The following is a 22,463-nucleotide window of genomic DNA, read 5'->3' as shown; positions in this document are numbered from 1 at the left end:
TTCCACCCATGAAGAACTCAACCGCGCAGGCGGTAAGGCCGAAGGCTTTGTTTTGGGGCTGGAAGCGTCCAAGGCGATCAAGAGCCAAATCGCTGAGTCGCTGTATGTGGCTTATGACGATGCCGCGAGTCATCGCGCCAGTGAGTTGAAGGGTTAACCCTCAACCCCAGACCTGGCCGTAATCCACGCCCACATAGAGTTCCTGGCCGGTGTTGCCCAGGCTCAGCCCGAGGTCGTTGCTGAAGGTCCAGCCGCGTTCGGCAGACAGAATCTGCTCGCCATCAAAGCCGCGCACGGTATAGCGCCCACCAATCGAAAAACGGTCCTGCGGGATCAGCGGCGTACGGTTCCATTGCCCGCGCCAGCCGCCGATGTAACGCAGCTTCTGCTGGCCGACACTGAACGGCACCTGCAATTGCGCGTTGGCGGAAATGATCTGCGAGCGCGAGGTGCCTTCGCCGTTTTCTTCCTCGGGCGCACGCAAGGCATCCCGCGCACCGGTGCCACGGCGATAGCCCACGCCAAGATCGAGGGTGCTGGCGCCGATGAATTCACGGTGATTGATGCCCGCCTGCCAACCGGCCATGCGCCGACGCTGCAATTCGATTTCGGTGTCTTCGATGTAGTTGCTGGAGGTGCGGCTCCAGCCGCCGAGGGACACGGTGGTCTTGCGCACCGCATCGCGATAGATCACCCGCGACAGCTGCACCTCATTGGTCCGGCTGCGGCCGCTGTAGGAATACGCCTGGTTCACCCCGGCGACAGTCTGGTGGTAGTCGTACTCGCTGGACGTCAGGCTCAACTGCCAATAGTCGTAGGGCACCGAATAGTGAATGGTGTGGCCCTTGGACCCACGGTCGCCGCTTTCGCCGCCGCCGAGGTCATGGTTGAAGCTGATATAGAACAGGTCGTTGAGGGTCGCCAGGTTGTCCAGCGACAGCGCGACGTTGCCCTGGTACTTGCCGGTCTGCTTGCTGCCGGAGTCGTCCACCGACAGGCTGACCCGTACCGGCACGGCCTGCTTCCAGGCGATCACCACATCGCTCTCGCCCGGCTGCGCATCGGCGCCTTCGGCGGGGGTGATCTGCACGTCGGCTTCGGCGGTGGGCACGCGCTTGAAGTTTTCCAGCGCCTGTTCGATGTCGCGCAGGTTGAGCACATCGCCATCGGACGCGGGCATCGCATTCCAGTAGTTGGCGCGGGCGGAGGTGCCGGCGGCAAAACGAATGTGTTTGATCCGGCCGGGCACCACCACCAGCGACAGGGTGCCCTGGTTCAAGTCCTGAGCCTGAGCCAGCACGCGGGTGGTGATAAAGCCTTTGGCGATGATCGCATTCTGGATGCGCTTCATGGTCAGGTTGATCCCGCGCGCGCCGACGCAACGGCCCTGCACGGGATCATCGGACGGGTTGGCGGCACGCAGGGCCCACTGGAAATCTTCGGCCTGGTCGCCGCTGAGGACCACGCGGTCGATCTTGAAGCACGGCGCTTCATCGCGCGGCAGGCGCAGGCTGGCGTCGGTATCTTGAGGCGCTTGCAGGCGCACGTCGGGCGAAGGCTCCAGCTGCTCGCGTTGTGCACGCTCGCGCTGTTGCTGCTGGATCAATTGCTGGGCCGGTGCCTGCGGCTCGGCCGCCGACGCAGCCGCGCTGGCCAGCAAACCAACCGCAGCACAGGTGGAAATGCAGGACTGCAGCAACACTGATTGTTTTGTTCTAGGTACAGCAACGAAAGACATTTCGCATCCTTGTGAGTGAAACTTCCTACATGCGCAGGCTTTGTCACCACAACGACACAAAAGTGCCCAGATAAAAGATGGCACTGTGACACAATTCGCAAAAGCAGCCATTTCCTGGCTGCCCAACTGTCACATTGCGACGCTCTAACTCAAGGGTCAGAGCGGTATTGGCAGACGTGAAACCAATTCTCAGCTTTTGTGCAATTTACTCATCAACTGCGCCTCAGCCTGGGTCAAGCCGCAGGACTGGGTCAGCTCATCCACCGTCGCGCCCATGCCCACCAGCTTCGCCGCCTGGGCAAACGACAGGCTCGCCGGGTCGCGCTGTTCGATCTGCGCCAGCTTGTCCGGCAACGGCGCGAGGATGGCGCGCAGTTCATGCACCTCATCCCCCACCTTCACCGCACTTTGCTGGAAGTGATCAACCCGCTTGACCAATTCCAGGAGGCGCCGGTCACGCACGGCATCGCGCTCGGCCTGCTGCATCGCCAATTCGCGCTGCTGACGCACGTAGCGCAGCAAAAACGCCAGCGTCCCGGCCCACAGCAGGGCCAGGACAATCACCACGGCTTCAAAAAACAATCAGATGTTCTCCAGATCCGACCACTCTTCTTCGCTCATCATCTTGTCCAGCTCAACCAGAATCAGCAGTTCGTTGTTCTTGTTGCACACGCCCTGGATGAACTTGGCCGATTCCTCGTTACCCACGTTCGGCGCGGTTTCCACTTCCGATTGGCGCAGATAAACCACTTCGGCAACGCTGTCGACCATGATCCCGACCACTTGCTTGTCGGCTTCGATGATGACGATACGGGTGTTGTCGCTGACTTCAACCGTGTCCAGGCCAAAACGCTGGCGGGTGTCGATCACCGTCACCACGTTGCCGCGCAGGTTGATGATGCCCAGCACGTAGCTCGGCGCACCTGGAACCGGGGCGATCTCGGTGTAGCGCAGCACTTCCTGCACGCGCATCACGTTAATGCCGTAGGTTTCGTTGTCCAGTTTGAAGGTAACCCATTGCAGGATCGGATCATCCAAACCTTGTGCGGACGCTGACTTATTCATACCCATGACCCCTTCAAATGCCGTTACCAACGGCGTGTGTGCTTCGTTGGCCGCACTCGCGCGCGGCCCTTATTGTTCAATCAACTGCGTATGTTTACGGGCATCGACTTGACGGCACCGCTGGCGATCAACTCGGCCAGTTCGGCGACGTCGAGCAACGCGCACATGTGTTCGATCACGGTGCCCGCCAGCCAAGGCCGCTGGCCCCGGTGACTGCGCCATTTGATTTCGTTCGGGTCCAGGCGCAACGAGCGGCTGACTTGATGCACCGCCAGCCCCCACTCGTAGCCCTGCACCGAGATTACGTATTGCAAGCCCTGGCGGAAGTCGTCGCGGTAGCGGTCGGGCATCACCCAGCGTGCAGTGTCCAAAACCTTGAGGTTACCGGCCTGGCTCGGCAGGATCCCGAGGAACCACTCCGGTTGCCCGAACAACGGCGTCAATTCCTGGCCTTCCAAGGAATAGATTGAACCCAGGCACACCAGCGGCACCGCCAGGGTCAACCCGGCGACGTCGAACAGCAGGCACTCGAACGGCTCGGCCGCCCAGGCCGGACGATCATCGCCGCTCACAGGAGGCGGCGTAATGCTCGGTGGCAGATGCACTTCCACGACCGGCTCGACCACCACCGGCGCGACAGGCATGACCACCGGCACGGCGACCGGCACAATCACCGGCGCGGTATACGCATCACGCGCCTGCTCTTCCAATACAGCCAACTGGAACTCATCCAGGATGCTGGCCGATGGTTCTTCTACCACAGGTTCCAGCACCAGGATCGGTTCCGGCAATTCTTGCGCGGTCGCTTCCTGCAACAGGGCATCCAGGTAGGATTCCAGTGCCAGTTGCGGCCGGGTCTTGAGTTTGACAGGACGATTCATCAGGCCACCTGCGCGACAAGCTGCTGGGACAGCAGGTGCTTGAGCAATGCGCGGTAGGCCAGCACCCCACGGCTCTTGCCGTCGAACTGCGATGGCGTCAGCCCGGCACGGCTGGCGTCGCGCAGGCGCGTGTCAACTGGGATGTAGCCGTTCCAGATGGTTTCCGGGTAGGCGTCACGCAAGACGCGCAAGGTGCCCAGCGACGCCTGGGTCCGGCGGTCGAACAAGGTCGGGACGATGCTGTACGGCAGCGCCTGCTTGCGTGAGCGGTTGATCATCGCCAGGGTGCTGACCATGCGTTCCAGGCCCTTGACCGCCAGGTGCTCGGTCTGCACCGGGATCACCAACTGCTGGCTGGCCGCCAAGGCGTTGACCATCAGCACACCAAGCAACGGCGGGCTGTCGATGATCGCGTAATCGAAGTCCTGCCACAGTTGCGCCAGGGTCTTGGCGATCACCAGGCCGAGGCCGCTCTGCCCCGGCGATTGGCGCTCAAGGGTGGCCAGCGCGGTGCTGGACGGCAGCAGGGAAATGCTCTCGTTACTGGTCGGCAGCAGCAATTGGCCGGGCAAGTCGCTCGGCACGTTGCCCTTGTGCAGGAACAGGTCGTAGTTGCTGTGCTCCAGCGCGTCCGGGTCGTAACCGAAATAGCTGGTCATCGAGCCGTGGGGGTCGAGATCGACCACGACCACACGCTTGCCCGCCTCGGCCAGCAAGCCGGCTAAAGCGATGGAGGTGGTGGTCTTGCCGACTCCACCTTTTTGATTGGCAACTGCCCAGACTCTCATTCGGATGATTCCTCCCGGTGGGCACACGCACGACCGAGACATTGCAAGGTTATTGAACCGGTGACGGAGAATTGACGGCACTCTGCCGAACCGGCGGCTTTGCAGGGGCCGGTGCAGTTTGTGTGCCAGCGCGCTTCAAGGCCGCGTCCGGTGTTGCATTGGCGGTGCCGGTGCCGGTCAGGCTACGGCGCACATCCAGGTTGCGCGAAACGACCAGCACCACCCGACGGTTGCGTGCACGGCCCTCCAGCGTGGCGTTATTGGCCACTGGCTGGAATTCACCATAGCCCACCGACGCCAAACGACCGGGGTTCACGCCCTGCATCGCGAGCATGCGCACGATGCTGGCGGCACGGGCCGAGGACAGCTCCCAGTTGGTCGGGTACTGCGCGGTGCTGATCGGCACGTTGTCGGTAAAGCCTTCGACGTGGATCGGGTTTTCAAACGGTTTGAGGATCGCCGCCACCTTGTCGATGATGGTGAATGCCTGGTCGCTGGGCAACGCATCGGCGCTGGCGAACAACAGGCTGGAATTGAGCTCGATTTCCACCCACAACTCATTGCCGCGCACGGTCATCTGGTTGGAGCTGATCAGGTCGCCAAACGCGGCGCTGATGTCATCGGCAATGCTTTTCAGCGGGTCGCTGGTGCCACCCACGCCGGCAGCGGTTTCGTCGCTGTCGTTGACCAGCGGCTTGGCCGGGGTCACGCTCTTGGGCCGCTCTTCACCAATGGGGATCGGCTTGAGCGAGCGGTCGGCATCGTTGAACACGCCGATCAGCGCCTGGGAAATGACTTTGTACTTGCCTTCGTTGATCGACGAGATGGAATACATCACCACGAAGAACGCGAACAGCAAGGTGATGAAGTCCGCATAGGACACCAGCCAGCGTTCGTGATTGACGTGTTCTTCAGGCTCGCGACGGCGACGGCTCATTGGCAGCTCCCCCCTACAGAAAGCATCCCCATCAATCCATGAAGCCCTGGAGCTTCAATTCGATGGAACGCGGGTTCTCGCCCTCGGCAATCGACAGGATGCCTTCGAGCAACATCTCGCGGTAACGGGATTGGCGCATGGCAATCGACTTGAGCTTGCTGGCCACCGGCAACAGCACCAGGTTGGCACTCGCCACGCCGTAGATAGTCGCGACGAACGCCACCGCAATGCCGCTGCCCAATTGCGAAGGATCGGCCAGGTTGCCCATCACGTGGATCAGGCCCATGACTGCGCCGATGATGCCGATGGTCGGCGCGTAGCCGCCCATGCTTTCAAAGACTTTGGCGGCGTTGATGTCGCGGCTTTCCTGGGTGTAGAAATCCACTTCCAGGATGCTGCGGATCGCTTCCGGCTCGGCGCCGTCGACCAGCAATTGCAGGCCTTTACGCGAGTAGCTGTCGGGTTCGGCATCGGCCACGCCTTCCAGGCCCAGCAGGCCTTCCTTGCGTGCGGTGAGGCTCCAGTTGACCACTCGGTCGATGCCACCGGCCAAGTCGACACGTGGCGGGAAGATGATCCAGATCACGATCTGCATCGCACGCTTGAACGAACTCATCGGTGACTGCAACAACGCAGCGCCCACGGTGCCGCCGATCACGATCAGCGCCGCCGGGCCGTTGGCCAGCGCGCCGAGGTGGCCGCCTTCGAGGTAGTTGCCGCCGATAATGGCGACAAACGCCATGATGATGCCGATCAGGCTCAAGACATCCATCAGAGGCAGGCCTCCACCAGATGCTTGCCGATGTCGTCCAGGCTGTACACGGCGTCGGCCAGGTCAGCCTTGACGATGGCCATGGGCATGCCATAGATCACGCAGCTGGCTTCGTCCTGGGCCCAGATCGCGCTGCCGCCCTGCTTGAGCAGGCGCGCGCCTTCACGGCCATCGGCGCCCATGCCGGTGAGCACTACCGCCAGAACTTTGTCACCGTAGGACTTGGCTGCCGAACCGAAGGTGATGTCCACGCACGGCTTGTAGTTGAGGCGTTCGTCACCCGGCAGGATTTTGATCGCGCCACGGCCATCGACCATCATCTGCTTGCCGCCCGGGGCCAGCAACGCCAGGCCAGGACGCAGGATGTCGCCATCCTCGGCTTCCTTGACGCTGATGCGACACAGCTTGTCCAGACGCTCGGCGAACGCCTTGGTAAACGCGGCCGGCATGTGCTGGATCAACACGATCGGCGCCGGGAAGTTGGCCGGCAGTTGGGTCAGTACGCGCTGCAGGGCCACCGGGCCGCCGGTAGAAGTACCGATGGCAACGAGCTTGTAGGCCTTGCGCTTGGGCGCCGGCGAATGGGAATGCCCGGCAGCCGCTGCCGACGTGCGCACCGGCGGCGGCGCAGGCCGGGCAACCGGTGCAGGCGCCGGGCGACTGAACGAGGAACTGGTGGGCGCAGCCGCAGGCGCTACCGGGGCAGGCGCTGGCGCGGGGGCGCTGAACAGGCTCCGACGGTTACTGCGGGAAATGCTGTGGACTTTCTCGCACAGCAGTTGCTTGACCTTCTCGGGGTTGCGCGAGATGTCTTCGAAATTCTTCGGCAGGAAGTCCACCGCACCGGCATCCAGCGCGTCGAGGGTCACTCGGGCGCCTTCATGGGTCAGCGAGGAGAACATCAATACCGGGGTCGGGCAGCGTTGCATGATGTGCCGGACTGCCGTGATGCCATCCATCATCGGCATCTCGTAGTCCATGGTGATCACGTCCGGCTTCAGCGCAATGGCTTGATCAATCGCCTCTTTGCCGTTGGTGGCCGTACCGACCACCTGGATGCTTGGATCGGCGGAAAGAATTTCCGAGACGCGGCGGCGGAAGAAACCCGAATCGTCCACCACCAGGACCTTGACTGCCATAAACACTCCGTTAGGTGGGGCGGGCATTACCGCCCTGCCCCACCAGAATCAAATACGCCGTGCGGCGTAACGCTTGAGCATGCTCGGAACATCGAGAATCAGCGCGATCCGACCGTCACCGGTGATGGTCGCACCCGACATGCCCGGGGTCCCCTGCAGCATTTTGCCCAAAGGCTTGATGACCACTTCTTCCTGGCCAACCAGTTGATCGACGACAAAGCCGATCCGCTGGGTGCCCACCGAGAGAATCACCACATGGCCTTCGCGCTGTTCTTCATGGGCGGCCGATGCAACCAGCCAGCGCTTGAGGTAGAACAGCGGCAACGCCTTGTCGCGCACGATCACCACTTCCTGGCCGTCCACCACGTTGGTGCGCGACAGGTCGAGGTGGAAGATCTCGTTGACGTTGACCAGCGGGAAGGCGAACGCCTGGTTGCCCAGCATCACCATCAGGGTCGGCATGATCGCCAAGGTCAACGGCACCTTGATCACGATCTTGGAGCCCTGGCCCTTGGTCGAGTAGATGTTGATCGAACCATTGAGCTGGCTGATCTTGGTCTTCACCACGTCCATGCCCACGCCACGGCCCGACACGTCGGAAATCTCGGTCTTGGTCGAGAAGCCAGGGGCGAAGATCAGGTTGTAGCACTCGGTGTCGGTCAGGCGGTCGGCGGCGTCCTTGTCCATCACGCCACGCTTGACGGCGATATTGCGCAAGATCGCCGGGTCCATGCCTTTGCCGTCATCGGTGATCGACAGCAGGATGTGGTCGCCTTCCTGCTCCGCCGCCAGAATCACCTTGCCGCCACGGGACTTGCCCGAGGCTTCGCGTTCTTCCGGCGTTTCGACGCCGTGGTCGACAGCGTTGCGCACCAAGTGGACCAGCGGGTCGGCCAGGGCCTCGACAAGGTTTTTGTCGAGGTCGGTTTCTTCACCCACCAGTTCCAGGTTGATCTCTTTCTTCAGTTGGCGCGCCAGGTCACGAACCAGGCGCGGGAAGCGGCCGAAGACTTTCTTGATCGGCTGCATCCGGGTCTTCATCACCGCGGTTTGCAGGTCAGCGGTCACCACGTCGAGGTTCGACACGGCCTTTTGCATGGCTTCATCACCACTGCTCAGGCCCAGGCGCACCAGGCGGTTACGCACCAGTACCAGCTCACCGACCATGTTCATGATGTCGTCCAGGCGTGCAGTATCAACCCGCACGGTGGTTTCGGCTTCACTAGCCGGCTTTTCCGCAGGCGGTGGCGCAGCAGCAGCTCGCGCTGGGGCTGGAGCCGGGGCGGCAGGCTTGGCCGCTGCCACAGGGGCAGGCGCGGCGGCTTTGGCGGCAGTCGGTGCCGCCGTGGCCACCGCCGCCGTCGAGGCGACTTCGCTGAACTTGCCCTTGCCGTGCAAATCGTCGAGCAGCGCTTCGAATTCGTGATCGGAGATCAACCCATCGTCCGCAGGCTTGGCACTGGCGGCCGCAGCAGGCGCTGCCGCCACTTCCGGCAGGGCGTCGACCGCAAACGTGCCTTTGCCGTGCAACTGGTCCAGCAAGGCTTCGAATTCGTCATCGGTGATGTCGGTGCTGGCCGGGGCCGCAGGTGCTTCGACAGCCGCGACAGGCGCCACCGCATCGGCGGCGAACTGGCCCTTGCCGTGCAACTGGTCGAGCAGCGATTCGAACTCGGCGTCGGTGATGTCTTCGCTGGTCGGCGCCGCTGCCGGGGCAACGGCGGCCGGAGCTTCAGCCTCGGCCTTGACGGCACTGAGGGAGTTGAGCAACTGCTCGAACTCACTGTCGGTCACGTCCGCTTCAGGCTCCGCCACCGGCTCAGGCGCCGCTTCAACCACCGGCGCTGCCGTGGTGTCGGCCGGCTCTGCATAGCGCGCCAGGGCGGCCAGCAGTTCCGGGGTGGCCGCGGTAATCGGGGCACGTTCGCGAACTTCGCTGAACATGCCGTTGACCGCATCCAGTGCTTCGAGAATCACGTCCATCAACTCCGAATCAACGTGACGCTCACCCTTGCGCAGGATGTCGAACACGTTCTCGGCGATGTGGCAGCACTCCACCAGCTCATGGAGCTGGAGGAAGCCGGCGCCCCCTTTTACAGTATGAAAACCGCGAAAAATTGCATTGAGCAGGTTCGCATCATCCGGTCGGCTTTCCAGCTCGACCAGTTGTTCGGACAGTTGCTCTAAAATTTCGCCGGCCTCTACAAGGAAATCCTGAAGGATCTCTTCATCGGCGCCGAAGCTCATGTGGGTGCTCCTTAGAAGCCTAAACTGGATAACAGGTCATCTACGTCATCCTGACCTGACACAACGTCTTCACGTTTATCGGCATGAATCTGCGGACCTTCACCCTTGGCGAGATGTTTTTGTGGATCTTTTTCAGAGAGGATCGCTTCGCGGTCATGTTCGATGCCGGCAAAACGGTCTACCTGGCCAGCCATGAGCACCAATTTGAGCAAATTGCTTTCCACTTCGGTGACCAACTGGGTCACGCGCTTGATCACCTGACCGGTGAGGTCCTGGTAATCCTGGGCCAGCAGAATGTCGTTGAGGTTGCTGGCAACCGTGCGGTTTTCCTGTTCGCTGCGCGACAGGAAACCGTCAACCCGACGGGCCAATTCACGAAACTCTTCAGCCCCCACTTCACGACGCATGAAGCGGCCCCAGTCAACACTCAGAGCCTGGGCTTCAGTGGCCATGCCGTTGACCAGAGGCGTGGCGTTTTCCACCAGGTCCATGGTGCGGTTGGCCGCGGCTTCGGTCAGCCTGACCACATAGGACAGGCGTTCGGTGGCATCAGTGATCTGCGAGATTTCTTCGGCCTGGGGCATGTGCGGGTCAATCTGAAAATTGACGATCGCACTGTGCAGCTCGCGTGTGAGCTTGCCCACTTCCTGGTACAGGCCGCGGTCACGGGTCTGGTTGAGCTCATGGATCAACTGCACCGCGTCGCCGAAATGGCCTTTTTCAAGGCTGTCGACCAACTGGTGAGCATGCTTTTTCAGGGTGGACTCGAAGTCTCCCTGTGACGATTCGTTATGCTCCATAGCTCCCCCGCGATGGCATTAGCCGTGGATGCGTTCAAAGATCTTTTCGATCTTCTCTTTCAAGGCCTGTGCAGTGAATGGCTTGACCACGTAACCGTTGACCCCGGCTTGGGCGGCTTCGATGATCTGCTCACGCTTGGCTTCGGCGGTTACCATCAACACGGGAAGACTGCGCAATTTTTCGTCGGCGCGCACGTGGCGCAACAAGTCGATGCCCGTCATGCCCGGCATGTTCCAGTCCGTTACCAGAAAGTCGATGCTCCCGCTGTTGAGGATCGGAATCGCCGTAAGGCCGTCATCCGCCTCGACCGTGTTTGTGAACCCAAGGTCACGCAACAGGTTTTTTATGATCCGCCGCATCGTTGAGAAGTCATCAACGATGAGGATTTTCATGTTCTTGTCCAATTCGACCTCCAAGCAGTCTTAAACGCGCCCAGCACCTGGACGCGCCATTTCAATCAACAGGCATTACACAAAAAGGACTGCCGGGGGCACCACGGACCGAACCCGCGATGGCCTATCACCGTCGCGGTATCGCTTTGCAGTGCTCCCCACACTGCCTGTCAGCGCGCTCGCCACTCTCCCAAACGCCCCCGCAAGCGGGCCGCGCATTGGCTGTGCAACTGGCTGACACGCGATTCGCTGACCCCCAGGACCTCACCGATTTCCTTGAGGTTCAGCTCTTCGTCGTAGTACAGCGCCAACACTAACCGCTCGCGCTCGGGCAAGTTGGCAATGGCGTCCGCCAATGCGCCCTGGAAGCGTTCATCCTCCAGGTCACGTGACGGCTCCATGTGCGCGCTCGCGCCGTCCTCGTGCAGCCCTTCGTGTTCGCCGTCCTGCAACAGGTCGTCGAAACTGAACAGGCGGCTGCCCAAGGTATCGTTCAAAATCCCGTAGTAATCGTCGAGACTCAATTGGAGTTCGGCCGCAACTTCGTGATCTTTAGCGTCGCGGCCGGTTTTTGCTTCAATTGCACGAATTGCGTCACTGACCATGCGCGTATTGCGGTGCACCGAACGCGGTGCCCAATCGCCTTTGCGCACCTCATCGAGCATCGCGCCACGGATACGGATGCCCGCATACGTCTCGAAACTCGCGCCTTTGCTGGCGTCGTATTTGGTCGACACTTCAAGCAGGCCGATCATGCCGGCCTGGATCAGGTCTTCGACCTGCACGCTGGCGGGCAGGCGTGCCAACAGGTGATAGGCGATACGCTTGACCAGCGGCGCGTAGCGCTCAATCAACTCACCCTGACTGTCACGGGCTGATTTCTTGTAGGCGTTGTAGCCGTTCGCTGTCATAGCACGGGTCCTGCGCTCGTCTGATGTACCAATCGCTCGACGAAAAACTCCAGATGCCCCCGCGGGTTGGCGGGCAACGGCCAGGTATCGACCTTCTGGGCAATAGCCTTGAACGCCAGTGCGCATTTTGAACGAGGGAACGCTTCGTAGACTGCACGCTGCTTTTGCACAGCCTTGCGCACGCACTCGTCGTAGGGAACTGCGCCAACGTATTGTAAGGCGACATCGAGAAAGCGATCCGTGACCTTGGTCAACTTGGCGAACAGGTTGCGGCCTTCCTGCGGACTCTGGGCCATGTTGGCCAGGACGCGGAAGCGGTTCATGCCGTAGTCACGGTTAAGCAGTTTGATCAGGGCGTAGGCGTCGGTGATCGAGGTGGGTTCATCGCAGACCACCAGCAGGACTTCCTGCGCGGCGCGCACGAAGCTGACCACGGACTCGCCGATCCCGGCGGCGGTGTCGATCACCAGCACGTCGAGGTTGTCGCCGATATCACTGAATGCCTGGATCAGGCCGGCGTGCTGCGCCGGGCTCAGGTGCACCATGCTCTGGGTACCGGAGGCGGCCGGCACGATGCGGATCCCGCCGGGCCCCTGGAGCAGCACATCGCGCAGCTCACAGCGCCCTTCGATCACATCGGCAAGGGTATGTTTGGGCGTCAGTCCCAGCAGAACGTCGACGTTCGCCAGCCCCAGGTCAGCGTCCAGCAGCATGACGCGACGGCCAAGCTCTGCCAGGGCCAGGGACAAATTCACTGACACGTTAGTTTTCCCGACGCCACCTTTGCCGCCGGTCACCGCGATCACCTGTACGGGATGCATGCTGCCCATTTTATTTCTTTACCTTGTCTTGCTTAGACGCAGGCTACATGGCTTGGCCGCGTGAATCGCTTGCAGACCATCGATGTAGATACATTTCACGGTGTTCATCCTGACTTCAACCGACCCGTTTAGCCGGGTTGTGGTAGAGGTCGGCGAACATATCGGCCATCGCTTCCTCGCTAGGCTCTTCTTGCATTTGCACGCTGACGGCGCGGCTGACCAACTGATGACGGCGCGGCAGATGCAGATCATCCGGGATCCGCGGCCCGTCGGTAAGGTAGGCAACCGGTAGTTCATGGCTGATAGCCAGGCTCAACACTTCGCCCAGGCTGGCGGTTTCATCCAGTTTGGTCAGGATGCAACCGGCCAGGCCGCAGCGCTTGTAGCTATGGTACGCAGCGGTAAGAACCTGTTTCTGGCTGGTGGTTGCAAGCACCAGGTAATTTTTCGACTTGATGCCACGCCCGGCCAGGCTTTCCAGTTGCATGCGCAACGCCGGGTCGCTGGCTTGCAGGCCTGCGGTGTCAATCAACACCACGCGCTTGCGCAGCAGCGGGTCGAGGGCGTTGGCCAGGGATTGGCCCGGGTCGACGTGGGTCACCGGCACATTGAGGATACGGCCCAGTGTCTTGAGTTGCTCCTGGGCGCCGATGCGGTAGCTGTCCATGCTCACCAGCGCGATGTTGTTCGCGCCGTACTTGAGCACATAACGCGCTGCCAGCTTGGCCAGGTGGTGGTCTTGCCCATGCCGGCAGGGCCGACCATGGCAATGATACCGCCCTCTTCCAGGGGTTCGATTTCCGGGGTCGCGATCATCCGCGCCAAGTGGGCCAGCAACATGCGCCAGGCCTGGCGTGGTTCTTCGATTTCGGTGGTCAGGGCCAGCAGGTCGCGGGACAACGGGCCGGACAAGCCGATGCGTTGCAGGCGGCGCCACAGGTTGGCCTGTTGCGGCTTGCTGCCTTGCAGTTGCGTCCAGGCCAGCGAGCCGAGCTGCACTTCGAGCAGTTCGCGCAGGCCGTTGAGTTCAAAACGCATCGAGTCGAACACACGCTGATCGACAGCAGCGGCCGGGGCTGGCGCGGCGGGACGCGGTGGTTCGACGAAGGTCGGCTCAACCAGTGGCTCGGCAGCGGTCAGCGGCAGCCCGGCGAACAACTGGCGATTGGTGGTGGTGTCGCTGTCACCCCGCATGCTCAGTTCAGCCTGGGCCGAGACGATGCGCGACGCCGTCTTGCGCAGCTCGTCTTCGAGTTCCATGTTCGGTACACGCGGCGCCAGCGCCGAGGGGGTGTAATCCAGGGCAGCCGTCAGCTCGACACCGCCGGCTATACGACGGTTACCGATAATCGCGGCGTCGGCGCCCAGCTCATCACGGACCAGTTTCATGGCCTGACGCATATCGGCGGCGAAAAAACGCTTCACTTGCATAACCCACTACCCTCAGCCGTTGGGCCCTACTGTCGCGACGATAGTCACTTGCTTGTTGTCAGGAATTTCCTGATAAGCCAAAACGTGCAAATTCGGTACTGCCAGGCGTCCAAAACGCGACAACATCGCACGGACCGGGCCTGCCACCAGCAGAATCACCGGTTGGCCCTGCATTTCCTGGCGCTGCGCGGCGTCGATCAACGAACGCTGCAGCTTTTCAGCCATGCTTGGCTCCAGCAGAACGCCCTCTTCCTGGCCTTGTCCTGCCTTCTGAATACTATTGAGCAATATTTGTTCCAACCTTGGTTCCAAGGTGATCACAGGCAGCTCGGAGTCAAGCCCTACAATGCTTTGCACGATTGCACGGGACAATCCGACACGCACCGCAGCCACCAGCGCGGCAGTATCTTGACTCTTGGCGGCGTTGTTGGCGATGGCCTCGGCAATGCTGCGAATGTCGCGCACCGGCACCTGTTCGGCCAGCAACGCCTGCAATACCTTGAGCAGTTGTGACAACGACAGCACGCCCGGCACCAGCTCTTCTGCCAGTTTTGGCGAGGCTTTGCCCAGCAAGCCCATCAATTGCTGGACTTCTTCGTGGCCGATCAGCTCGTGGGAGTGCTTGTACAGAATCTGGTTGAGGTGGGTCGCAACCACGGTGCTGGCGTCCACCACGGTGTAACCCAGGGACTGCGCCTGGCTGCGCTGGCTGATTTCGATCCACACCGCTTCCAGGCCAAAAGCCGGATCTTTGGCGGTAATGCCGTTGAGGCTGCCGAACACCTGGCCGGGGTTGATCGCCAACTCGCGGTCCGGGTAGATCTCGGCTTCGGCCAGGATCACGCCCATCAGGGTCAGGCGGTAGGCGCTCGGGGCCAGGTCGAGGTTGTCGCGGATGTGCACAGTGGGCATCAGGAAGCCCAGGTCCTGCGACAACTTCTTGCGCACCCCCTTGATCCGCGCAAGCAATTGGCCGCCCTGGTTGCGGTCCACCAGCGGAATCAGACGGTAGCCGACTTCCAGGCCGATCATGTCGATCGGGGTCACGTCGTCCCAGCCCAGCTCCTTGGTTTCCTGGGCGCGGGCCGGGGATGGCAGCAGTTCTTGCTGACGGGCGATTTCTTGCTGGGCAATCACTTTGACCTGGTTCTGCTTCTTCCAGAACAGGTACGCAGCGCCGCCGGCCAGGGCCGCCATGCTGAGGAACGAGACGTGGGGCATGCCCGGCACGATGCCCATGATCGCCATGATGCCCGCCGCCACGGCCAAGGCCTTGGGCGAGGCAAACATCTGCCGGCTGATCTGCTTGCCCATGTCTTCGGAGCCCGACGCACGGGTCACCATGATGGCCGCAGCTGTGGATAACAACAGTGATGGCAATTGCGCCACTAAACCGTCACCGATGGTCAGCAAGGCGTACACCTTGCCCGCATCGCCGAAGGTCATGCCGTGCTGGAAGATACCGACCGCCATGCCGCCGATCAGGTTGATGAACAGAATCAACAGGCCGGCGATGGCGTCACCGCGCACGAACTTGCTGGCACCGTCCATGGAACCGTAGAACTCGGCTTCCTGGGCCACTTCCAGGCGGCGGGTCTTGGCTTGGTTCTGGTCGATCAGGCCGGCGTTGAGGTCGGCGTCGATGGCCATCTGTTTGCCGGGCATGGCGTCGAGGGTAAAGCGCGCGCTCACCTCGGAAATCCGCCCGGCGCCCTTGGTCACCACCACGAAGTTGATGATCATCAAGATCGCGAAGACCACGATACCGACCACGTAGTTACCGCCGATCACCACCTCACCGAACGCCTGGATCACCTTACCGGCAGCGGCGTGGCCATCCTGGCCGTGGAGCATCACCACGCGGGTGGACGCCACGTTCAGCGCCAGGCGCAGCAGGGTCGCCACCAGCAGGATCGTCGGGAACACCGCAAAGTCCAGCGGCCGCAGGGCGTACACGCAGACCAGCAGGACCACGACGGACAGGGCAATGTTGAAAGTGAAGAACACGTCGAGCAGGAACGGTGGCATCGGCAACATCATCATTGCCAGCATCACCAGCAACAACAACGGCACACCCAGATTGCCCCGCGAGAGGTCAGTCAGGGTCGTACGGGCCGTGCCGAGCATTTGAGAGCGATCCACCACCGGTATTCCTCGTAACGTAAAGCAAACTTTTGACGCCGGGAGGCGTCCTGAAGGCGGTATTGCAAGAAGCCTTCCAACTTTGCCTTTGAGGGTGTGGATCGCTACGGGCGCCCGGGTTTTATGGGATATAACCCAGGCAAATGTGGGAGGGCCGGCCCTCCCACCTGTGGGGCTGCTTACCTGACCAGGGCCCACGGCTAGCTCACAACCTTGACTTCCGTTGCTTGCAGCCCCTTTGGGCCATTGGTAAGTACGTATTCGACCTTTTGGTTTTCATCCAGGCTTTTGAAACCACCGGAAACGATCCCCGAGTAATGCACAAATACATCTTCAGAACCGTCGTCGGCTTGATGAAACCAAACCCCTTTTCTACGTTGAACCACTTTACGGTACCCGTTGCCATTGCCACTCTCCGAACGACTTGTTTGGGACCTGCGCCCTATGAAACCGTCTGAAAACAAAACTGGCTACTGTCAAAGTTGACAGGTAGACGGAGATTGGCGATGAGTGGTAGTCGCAAAAAATCAGGAATCGCGGCGCAATTCCGGAGGGATCGGCAGGTCCTTGAGCGGATCCGGGCGCTTGCCCTTCCCTGCGCGGTATTGGCGAATCTGATAGACATACGCCAGCACCTGGGCCACCGCCAGGTACAAACCTGCCGGGATTTCCTGGTCGAGGTCGGTGGAGTAGAAGATCGACCGCGCCAGCTCCGGGGATTCGAGCAACAGGATGTTGTTGGCGACGGCGATTTCGCGGATTTTCAGGGCGGTGAAGTCGCTGCCCTTGGCCAGCAGCATCGGCGCGCCGCCCTTCTCCGGGTCGTACTTGAGAGCCACGGCGTAGTGGGTCGGGTTGGTGATGACCACATCGGCGTCGGGCACCGAGGCCATCATCTTGCGCTGGGACATTTCCCGCTGCAGCTGACGGATGCGCTGCTTGACCTCTGGGCGGCCTTCCTGATCCTTGTGTTCGTCGCGCACTTCCTGCTTGGTCATCAGCAGTTTCTTGTGGCTTTCCCACAGCTGGATCGGCGCATCCACCGCTGCAATGATGATCAGCCCGGCAGCCATCCACAGCGCGCTCCAGCCAACCACCTGCACGCTGTGGATGATCGCCGACTCCAGCGGTTCATGGGCGATGCGCAGCAGGTCGTCGATGTCGGACGACAACACCATCAGCGCTACAAACAGAATCAGGATGAACTTGGCCAGGGCCTTGAGCAGCTCCACCAGGGCCTTGGCGGAGAACATGCGCTTGAGCCCGGCCGCCGGGTTCATGCGGCTGAACTTGGGCGCCATGCTGCCCGCAGCGAACAGCCAGCCGCCAAGGGCGACCGGGCCGATCAGTGCAGCCAGCAACAAGGTGATAAGGATCGGCTGCACTGCCAGGATCGCGATCTTGCCCGAGTGCAGCAGGTATTGACCCATGGAATCAGGGTTAAGCAACACTTCACGGGGCAAGGTGAAGTTGTGCTTCATCAACTCCAGCAAATCCAGCGCCAAACCACCGCCGTAGATCAGCAGGGCGCCGGCACCGGCCATCATGGTAGCGACGGTATTGAGCTCTTTGGAGCGCGCAATCTCGCCCTTTTCCCTGGAGTCCTTTTTACGTTTCTCCGTGGGGTCTTCTGTTTTGTCCTGACCACTCTCGCTCTCGGCCATGGCTCAGCGCGCCCGTGCCAGATCACGTAAAAACTGCAAGGCGTCGGTCGCCAGCGGTTGATACTGATTGAGAATGTCGGCCAGGCCGATCCAGAAAATCCCCATGCCCAATACCAGGGTCAACGGGAAACCAATCGAAAAGATGTTCAACTGCGGCGCCGCACGGGTCATCACGCCAAACGCGATGTTGACCACTAACAACGCAGTGATCGCCGGCAGCACCAGCAACAGCGACGCGCCCAGCACCCAACCGAGGCGCCCGACCGTTTCCCAGAAGTGATTGACCACCAACCCCGACCCCACCGGCAAGGTGGTGAAGCTTTCGGTCAGCACCTCAAACGCCACCAGGTGCCCGTTCATGGCCAGGAACAGCAAGGTCACCAGCATCGTCAGAAATTGCCCGATCACCGCCGCCGACACGCCGTTAGTGGGGTCGACCATGGAAGCGAAGCCCATGCCCATCTGGATCGAGATGATTTGCCCGGCAATCACAAACGCCTGGAAGAACAGTTGCAGGGAGAAGCCCAGCATGGCGCCGATCAGGACTTGTTCGGCGATCAGCATCAGGGCACTCAGGTCCAGGGCGTTCACCGGCGGCATGGGCGGCAGGCCCGGCACCAGCACCACCGTGATCGCAACGGCGAAATACAGGCGCACCCGGCGCGGCACCAGGGTCGTGCCAAACACCGGCATGGCCATTAACATGGCCGTCACCCGGAACAACGGCAGGATGAACGAAGCCACCCAGGTGCTGATCTGGGTGTCGGTCAATGCCAGCAGGGAGTTCACCCGATCAGCCGATCAACTGCGGAATACTGCCGTACAACTGCAGGATGTATTCCATAAAGGTTTGCACCAGCCACGGGCCGGCGACGATCAGGGTGACCAGCATCACCAGCAAGCGCGGCAGGAAGCTCAGGGTCTGTTCGTTGATCTGCGTGGCGGCCTGGAACATCGCCACCAGCAGGCCCACCAACAGGCTCGGCACCACCAGCACGGCGACCATCACGGTGGTCAGCCACAGCGCTTCACGGAACAGGTCGACGGCAACTTCTGGAGTCATCGGCCTATACCCCGCCGAAGCTGCCGGCCAGGGTGCCGATAATCAGCGCCCAGCCGTCCACCAGCACAAACAGCATGATCTTGAACGGCAACGAGATGATCAGCGGCGACAGCATCATCATACCCATGGCCATCAGCACGCTCGCCACCACCAGGTCGATGATCAGGAACGGGATAAAGATCATGAAGCCGATCTGGAACGCGGTCTTCAACTCAGACGTCACGAAGGCCGGCACCAGGATAGTCAGCGGCGCCTGATCCGGCGTGGCGATGTCAGTGCGCTTGGACAGGCGCATGAACAGCTCCAGGTCGCTGGAGCGGGTCTGCGACAGCATGAAATCCTTGATCGGCACCTGGGCCCGGTCGATCGCCACCTGGGCGGTGATGGTTTCCGCCAGATAGGGCTGCAGGGCTTGCTGGTTCACCTTGTCGAACACCGGCGCCATGATGAACATGGTCAGGAACAACGCCATGCCGGTGAGAATCTGGTTCGACGGCGTCTGCTGCAAGCCAAGGGCCTGACGCAGGATCGAGAACACGATGATGATCCGTGTGAAGCTGGTCATCAGCATCACAAACGCCGGGATAAAGCTCAGCGCGGTCATGATCAGCAGAATCTGCAGGCTGACCGAATACTCCTGGGCCCCGGCCGCGTTGGTACCCAGCGTGATCGCCGGGATCGACAACGGGTCGGCGGCCATCGCCAACGGCGCAGCCAGCAACAGCATGAGCGTCAATAAAACGCGCATTACTTCTTATCCTTCTGATCCTTGCCCAGCAATTCCATCAGGCGCTGAGCGAATTCGGGCGTGGCGGGCTTGGACTGGTCCACGTTCACCGGGGTCTTGAGCACATGCAGCGGGGTGATGCGGCCGGGGGTCAAGCCCAGCAGGATCTGTTCTTCACCCACTTGCACCAGCACCAGTCGATCACGCGGGCCGAGGGCGCGGGAGCCGATCATCTCGATCACCTGCGCGTTGCCCGGACCGACCTGCTGCACGCGGCGCAACAGCCAGGCCAGCACGAAGATCAGGCCCACCACCAGCAACAGACCCAGCACCAGCTGGGTCAACTGGCCACCGAGGCCGCTGCCGACCGGCGCCGCAGCGACGGCCGCCTGCGCCACCGGTTCTGCCGCCCAGGCGTCCAATGGCAGCGCGACCAACAGTCCCACCATCAGCCGTTTCATATCAGCGCAACTTCTTGATGCGTTCGCTTGGGCTGATCACGTCAGTCAGGCGGATGCCGAACTTTTCGTTGACCACCACCACTTCACCGTGGGCAATCAGGGTGCCGTTGACCAGCACGTCCAATGGCTCACCGGCCAGGCGATCCAACTCGATCACCGAGCCCTGGTTGAGTTGCAGCAGGTTGCGGATATTGATGTCGGTGCTGCCCACTTCCATGGAAATCGACACCGGGATGTCGAGGATCACGTCCAGGTTCGGCCCATCGAGGGTCACCGGGTCGTTGTTCTTCGGCACGCTGCCGAACTCCTCCATTTGCATGCGGTTGCCAGCGGGGGCGGTGGCGGCATCGGCGGCCAGCAAGGCGTCGATATCGTCCTGGCCAACATCGCCGGTTTCTTCCAGGGCCGCAGCCCACTCGTCAGCCAGGGCCTGGTCTTCGGCGGAAGTGTTTTCGTGTTCGGTAGCCATTGCATGTCCTCGGCGAAGCAAAAATGAGTGTTGATCAGCGACGATTGATCGGCTCGACCACTTGAAGAGCCAGGTTGCCCTTGTGGGAACCCAGCTTGACCTTGAACGACGGCACGCCGTTGGCGCGCATGATCATTTCTTCCGGCAACTCGACGGGGATGATGTCCCCCGGCTGCATGTGCAAAATATCCCGCAAGCGCAGTTGGCGACGGGCCACGGTGGCGCTCAAGGGCACGTCGACGTCCAGCAGGTCTTCGCGCAGGGCCTTGACCCAACGCTCGTCCTGATCGTCGAGGTCGGACTGGAAACCGGCGTCGAGCATCTCGCGCACCGGCTCGATCATCGAGTACGGCATGGTCACGTGCAGGTCGCCGCCGCCGCCATCGAGTTCGATGTGGAAAGTGGACACAACAATGGCCTCGCTCGGCCCGACGATGTTGGCCATGGCCGGGTTCACTTCCGAGTTGATGTACTCGAAATTGACTTCCATGATCGCCTGCCACGCTTCCTTCAAGTCAATGAAGGCCTGCTCCAGCACCATGCGTACGACGCGCAACTCGGTGGGGGTGAATTCGCGGCCTTCGATCTTGGCGTGACGGCCGTCACCGCCGAAGAAGTTGTCCACCAGTTTGAACACCAGTTTGGCGTCGAGGATGAACAGCGCGGTGCCGCGCAACGGCTTGATCTTGACCAGGTTGAGGCTGGTCGGCACGTACAGCGAGTGCACGTACTCGCCGAACTTCATCACCTGCACGCCGCCCACCGCTACGTCCGCCGAGCGGCGCAGCATGTTGAACATGCTGATCCGGGTGTAGCGGGCGAAACGTTCGTTGATCATCTCCAGCGTGGGCATGCGTCCACGGACGATGCGATCCTGGCTGGTCAGGTCATAACTTTTGACGCTACCGGGCTCGGCAGCCATTTCGGTCTGTACCAGACCATCATGACGCCATGCAACAGCGCGTCGATTTCATCCTGGGACAGCAGGTCTTGCACGGCCATGTCGTGATCCTACTGCAATACGAAGTTAGTGAAGAGCGCCTGCTCGACCACGACTTTGCCGAGTTCCTTCTGGGCCACTTCCTGCACGCTGGCAGTGACCTTCTGGCGCAGCATTTCCTGGCCCACCGGCGTGGCCAGTGTGTCGAAGCTCTGCCCGGAGAACAGCATGACCAGGTTGTTGCGGATCACTGGCATATGCACTTTGAGGGCTTCGAGGTCGCCTTGTCCCGTGCCAGCAAGGTGATGCTCACCTGCAGGTAGCGTTGACGGCCGTTCTGATTGAAGTTGGCGACAAAGGCCGGAAGCATCGGCTCGAAGATTGCCGGTTGCTTGACGTTACTGGCGGTTTCAGCGGCCGGTGCCGGTTTGCTTGCACTGCTGTGCATGATGTACCAGGTACCGCCCACGGAAGCGCCGATGGCCAGGAGCAGGCCCACGACTATCATCAGGATAAGCTTGAGCTTGCCTTTGCCTGCGGGTGGTTTTGCTGCGTCGTCGCTCTTCGCCATGCCAATAATCCGTCACTATTCGGGGATTCATAGATCTACGGAGAGGCAAGAGCAAGTGTTATGCCAGAGTTGTGCGGGCAAGCGGGGATGAAGGGCACCACAAAACAAATGTGGGAGGGGGCTTGCCCCGATGAGGTGTTTCAGTTCATACATCAGTTGACTGACACACCGCTATCGGGGGCAAGCCCCCTCCCACATTTGGTTTAGGGCGCCCGCGAGATTTGTGTATCGAAATATTCGCTGCACACAATTTTCACAACCCATCCAAGACAATTCCCCGGCTTTTTCTGCCTGCCATTAAAGGCGCTGCAGCGGCGCACGTTCAGTAATTAATAGCCTTGCTGTGACTGATCGGGCACCATTCGCGCCACTGCGATATTTCGTCACTTAAACTTCCAATGGGTCCTGAAACGACATGGCAAACCCGGACGCCCTGAGTCAGCAGCGAGCTTCTAATCGCCTGCTGCAACCGACCGTCAAATCCCATCTGGCGTACACGCTGC

Annotated in this window: 21 protein-coding genes and 4 pseudogenes; all 25 read right to left on the bottom strand. The window is 61.1% G+C overall.

What is annotated here, in order from left to right; genetic code table 11:
- Nucleotides 1–160: 160 nt before the first annotated feature.
- The gene (locus IQK56_RS22315; protein ID WP_246500263.1) at nt 161–1,738 is read right to left on the bottom strand and encodes a ShlB/FhaC/HecB family hemolysin secretion/activation protein; all 1,578 of its coding nucleotides are present in this window, start codon (nt 1,736–1,738) and stop codon (nt 161–163) included.
- 189 nt (nt 1,739–1,927) lie between these two features.
- The gene (locus IQK56_RS22310) at nt 1,928–2,320 is read right to left on the bottom strand and encodes a DUF2802 domain-containing protein (RefSeq protein ID WP_122307338.1); all 393 of its coding nucleotides are present in this window, start codon (nt 2,318–2,320) and stop codon (nt 1,928–1,930) included.
- Nucleotides 2,321–2,803, bottom strand: coding sequence for a chemotaxis protein CheW (locus IQK56_RS22305; RefSeq protein ID WP_032887919.1), 483 nt, complete (start codon nt 2,801–2,803; stop codon nt 2,321–2,323).
- A gap of 80 nt (nt 2,804–2,883) precedes the next feature.
- The gene (locus tag IQK56_RS22300; protein WP_122307339.1) at nt 2,884–3,684 is read right to left on the bottom strand and encodes a CheW domain-containing protein; all 801 of its coding nucleotides are present in this window, start codon (nt 3,682–3,684) and stop codon (nt 2,884–2,886) included.
- Entirely contained in the window at nt 3,684–4,472 is a 789-nt protein-coding gene (locus IQK56_RS22295; RefSeq protein ID WP_090399980.1) for a ParA family protein, read from the bottom strand. Before IQK56_RS22295 ends, IQK56_RS22300 begins: the two co-directional genes overlap by 1 nt.
- Before the next feature lie 49 nt (nt 4,473–4,521).
- The gene (motD, locus tag IQK56_RS22290; RefSeq protein ID WP_122307340.1) at nt 4,522–5,409 is read right to left on the bottom strand and encodes a flagellar motor protein MotD; all 888 of its coding nucleotides are present in this window, start codon (nt 5,407–5,409) and stop codon (nt 4,522–4,524) included.
- A gap of 31 nt (nt 5,410–5,440) precedes the next feature.
- The gene (locus IQK56_RS22285; protein ID WP_032887912.1) at nt 5,441–6,181 is read right to left on the bottom strand and encodes a flagellar motor protein; all 741 of its coding nucleotides are present in this window, start codon (nt 6,179–6,181) and stop codon (nt 5,441–5,443) included.
- Nucleotides 6,181–7,320: a protein-glutamate methylesterase/protein-glutamine glutaminase gene (locus IQK56_RS22280; RefSeq protein WP_122307341.1), complete on the bottom strand. Its 1,140-nt coding sequence runs from the start codon at nt 7,318–7,320 to the stop codon at nt 6,181–6,183. The genes IQK56_RS22285 and IQK56_RS22280 overlap by 1 nt, the downstream gene beginning before the upstream one ends.
- Nucleotides 7,321–7,368: 48 nt before the next feature.
- The gene (locus IQK56_RS22275; RefSeq protein WP_193901831.1) at nt 7,369–9,567 is read right to left on the bottom strand and encodes a chemotaxis protein CheA; all 2,199 of its coding nucleotides are present in this window, start codon (nt 9,565–9,567) and stop codon (nt 7,369–7,371) included.
- A gap of 11 nt (nt 9,568–9,578) precedes the next feature.
- A complete protein-coding gene (locus IQK56_RS22270; RefSeq protein ID WP_099584138.1) occupies nt 9,579–10,367 on the bottom strand; it encodes a protein phosphatase CheZ in 789 nt (262 codons plus the stop codon).
- 18 nt (nt 10,368–10,385) lie between these two features.
- Nucleotides 10,386–10,760, bottom strand: coding sequence for a chemotaxis response regulator CheY (locus tag IQK56_RS22265; RefSeq protein WP_160385018.1), 375 nt, complete (start codon nt 10,758–10,760; stop codon nt 10,386–10,388).
- A gap of 170 nt (nt 10,761–10,930) precedes the next feature.
- Entirely contained in the window at nt 10,931–11,671 is a 741-nt protein-coding gene (gene fliA, locus IQK56_RS22260; protein WP_015885174.1) for an RNA polymerase sigma factor FliA, read from the bottom strand.
- Nucleotides 11,668–12,501 (bottom strand): flagellar synthesis regulator FleN, encoded by an 834-nt coding sequence (fleN, locus tag IQK56_RS22255; protein WP_003192912.1) that lies wholly within the window; start codon nt 12,499–12,501, stop codon nt 11,668–11,670. The genes fliA and fleN overlap by 4 nt, the downstream gene beginning before the upstream one ends.
- 106 nt (nt 12,502–12,607) lie before the next feature.
- A pseudogene (gene flhF, locus IQK56_RS22250) lies at nt 12,608–13,923 on the bottom strand (flagellar biosynthesis GTPase FlhF).
- A 12-nt stretch (nt 13,924–13,935) separates the two neighbouring features.
- Nucleotides 13,936–16,050 carry a flagellar biosynthesis protein FlhA gene (gene flhA / locus IQK56_RS22245; RefSeq protein ID WP_206691926.1) on the bottom strand — a complete coding sequence of 705 codons (2,115 nt, stop codon included), beginning with the start codon at nt 16,048–16,050 and terminating at the stop codon, nt 13,936–13,938.
- A 215-nt stretch (nt 16,051–16,265) separates the two neighbouring features.
- A pseudogene (locus tag IQK56_RS22240) lies at nt 16,266–16,471 on the bottom strand (cold-shock protein).
- A gap of 121 nt (nt 16,472–16,592) precedes the next feature.
- Nucleotides 16,593–17,729, bottom strand: a complete 1,137-nt coding sequence (flhB, locus tag IQK56_RS22235; protein WP_122308309.1) for a flagellar biosynthesis protein FlhB — start codon at nt 17,727–17,729, stop codon at nt 16,593–16,595.
- Between the two features lie 3 nt (nt 17,730–17,732).
- The gene (gene fliR, locus IQK56_RS22230; protein ID WP_150675826.1) at nt 17,733–18,518 is read right to left on the bottom strand and encodes a flagellar biosynthetic protein FliR; all 786 of its coding nucleotides are present in this window, start codon (nt 18,516–18,518) and stop codon (nt 17,733–17,735) included.
- A 4-nt stretch (nt 18,519–18,522) separates the two neighbouring features.
- Nucleotides 18,523–18,792: a flagellar biosynthesis protein FliQ gene (gene fliQ, locus IQK56_RS22225; protein ID WP_010208761.1), complete on the bottom strand. Its 270-nt coding sequence runs from the start codon at nt 18,790–18,792 to the stop codon at nt 18,523–18,525.
- A 4-nt stretch (nt 18,793–18,796) separates the two neighbouring features.
- The gene (gene fliP / locus IQK56_RS22220; RefSeq protein ID WP_112196367.1) at nt 18,797–19,540 is read right to left on the bottom strand and encodes a flagellar type III secretion system pore protein FliP; all 744 of its coding nucleotides are present in this window, start codon (nt 19,538–19,540) and stop codon (nt 18,797–18,799) included.
- Complete coding sequence (fliO, locus tag IQK56_RS22215) at nt 19,540–19,980, bottom strand: flagellar biosynthetic protein FliO (protein ID WP_122308307.1); 441 nt, start codon at nt 19,978–19,980, stop codon at nt 19,540–19,542. Before fliO ends, fliP begins: the two co-directional genes overlap by 1 nt.
- A gap of 1 nt (nt 19,981) precedes the next feature.
- Nucleotides 19,982–20,449 (bottom strand): flagellar motor switch protein FliN, encoded by a 468-nt coding sequence (gene fliN, locus IQK56_RS22210; protein ID WP_099584129.1) that lies wholly within the window; start codon nt 20,447–20,449, stop codon nt 19,982–19,984.
- A 34-nt stretch (nt 20,450–20,483) separates the two neighbouring features.
- Nucleotides 20,484–21,451, bottom strand: a pseudogene (fliM, locus tag IQK56_RS22205) (flagellar motor switch protein FliM).
- 9 nt (nt 21,452–21,460) lie between these two features.
- Nucleotides 21,461–21,960 (bottom strand): annotated as a pseudogene (gene fliL, locus IQK56_RS22200) (flagellar basal body-associated protein FliL).
- A 322-nt stretch (nt 21,961–22,282) separates the two neighbouring features.
- A partial coding sequence (locus IQK56_RS30915) for a hypothetical protein (RefSeq protein ID WP_206691924.1) occupies nt 22,283–22,463 on the bottom strand: 181 nt, incomplete at its 5' end.

Source organism: Pseudomonas cyclaminis, from assembly GCF_015163715.1.
Classification (GTDB): domain Bacteria; phylum Pseudomonadota; class Gammaproteobacteria; order Pseudomonadales; family Pseudomonadaceae; genus Aquipseudomonas; species Aquipseudomonas cyclaminis.
The sequence above is the reverse complement of the archived record's forward strand: the minus strand, read 5'-3'. Positions and strand labels throughout refer to the sequence as shown.

Excerpts from the sequence above, each read along its gene's own strand:
- IQK56_RS22285 (WP_032887912.1), bottom strand. The coding sequence starts at position 6,181 with ATGGATGTCTTGAGCCTGATCGGCATCATCATGGCGTTTGTCGCCATT.
- IQK56_RS22315 (WP_246500263.1), bottom strand. The coding sequence starts at position 1,738 with ATGTCTTTCGTTGCTGTACCTAGAACAAAACAATCAGTGTTGCTGCAG.
- IQK56_RS22270 (WP_099584138.1), bottom strand. The coding sequence starts at position 10,367 with ATGGAGCATAACGAATCGTCACAGGGAGACTTCGAGTCCACCCTGAAA.
- fleN (WP_003192912.1), bottom strand. The coding sequence starts at position 12,501 with ATGGGCAGCATGCATCCCGTACAGGTGATCGCGGTGACCGGCGGCAAA.
- flhB (WP_122308309.1), bottom strand. The coding sequence starts at position 17,729 with ATGGCCGAGAGCGAGAGTGGTCAGGACAAAACAGAAGACCCCACGGAG.
- motD (WP_122307340.1), bottom strand. The coding sequence starts at position 5,409 with ATGAGCCGTCGCCGTCGCGAGCCTGAAGAACACGTCAATCACGAACGC.
- IQK56_RS22265 (WP_160385018.1), bottom strand. The coding sequence starts at position 10,760 with ATGAAAATCCTCATCGTTGATGACTTCTCAACGATGCGGCGGATCATA.
- fliQ (WP_010208761.1), bottom strand. The coding sequence starts at position 18,792 with ATGACTCCAGAAGTTGCCGTCGACCTGTTCCGTGAAGCGCTGTGGCTG.
- IQK56_RS22295 (WP_090399980.1), bottom strand. The coding sequence starts at position 4,472 with ATGAGAGTCTGGGCAGTTGCCAATCAAAAAGGTGGAGTCGGCAAGACC.
- fliO (WP_122308307.1), bottom strand. The coding sequence starts at position 19,980 with ATGAAACGGCTGATGGTGGGACTGTTGGTCGCGCTGCCATTGGACGCC.
- IQK56_RS22305 (WP_032887919.1), bottom strand. The coding sequence starts at position 2,803 with ATGAATAAGTCAGCGTCCGCACAAGGTTTGGATGATCCGATCCTGCAA.
- fliA (WP_015885174.1), bottom strand. The coding sequence starts at position 11,671 with ATGACAGCGAACGGCTACAACGCCTACAAGAAATCAGCCCGTGACAGT.
- fliN (WP_099584129.1), bottom strand. The coding sequence starts at position 20,449 with ATGGCTACCGAACACGAAAACACTTCCGCCGAAGACCAGGCCCTGGCT.
- IQK56_RS22275 (WP_193901831.1), bottom strand. The coding sequence starts at position 9,567 with ATGAGCTTCGGCGCCGATGAAGAGATCCTTCAGGATTTCCTTGTAGAG.
- fliP (WP_112196367.1), bottom strand. The coding sequence starts at position 19,540 with ATGCGCGTTTTATTGACGCTCATGCTGTTGCTGGCTGCGCCGTTGGCG.
- IQK56_RS22280 (WP_122307341.1), bottom strand. The coding sequence starts at position 7,320 with ATGGCAGTCAAGGTCCTGGTGGTGGACGATTCGGGTTTCTTCCGCCGC.
- IQK56_RS22300 (WP_122307339.1), bottom strand. The coding sequence starts at position 3,684 with ATGAATCGTCCTGTCAAACTCAAGACCCGGCCGCAACTGGCACTGGAA.
- flhA (WP_206691926.1), bottom strand. The coding sequence starts at position 16,050 with ATGCTCGGCACGGCCCGTACGACCCTGACTGACCTCTCGCGGGGCAAT.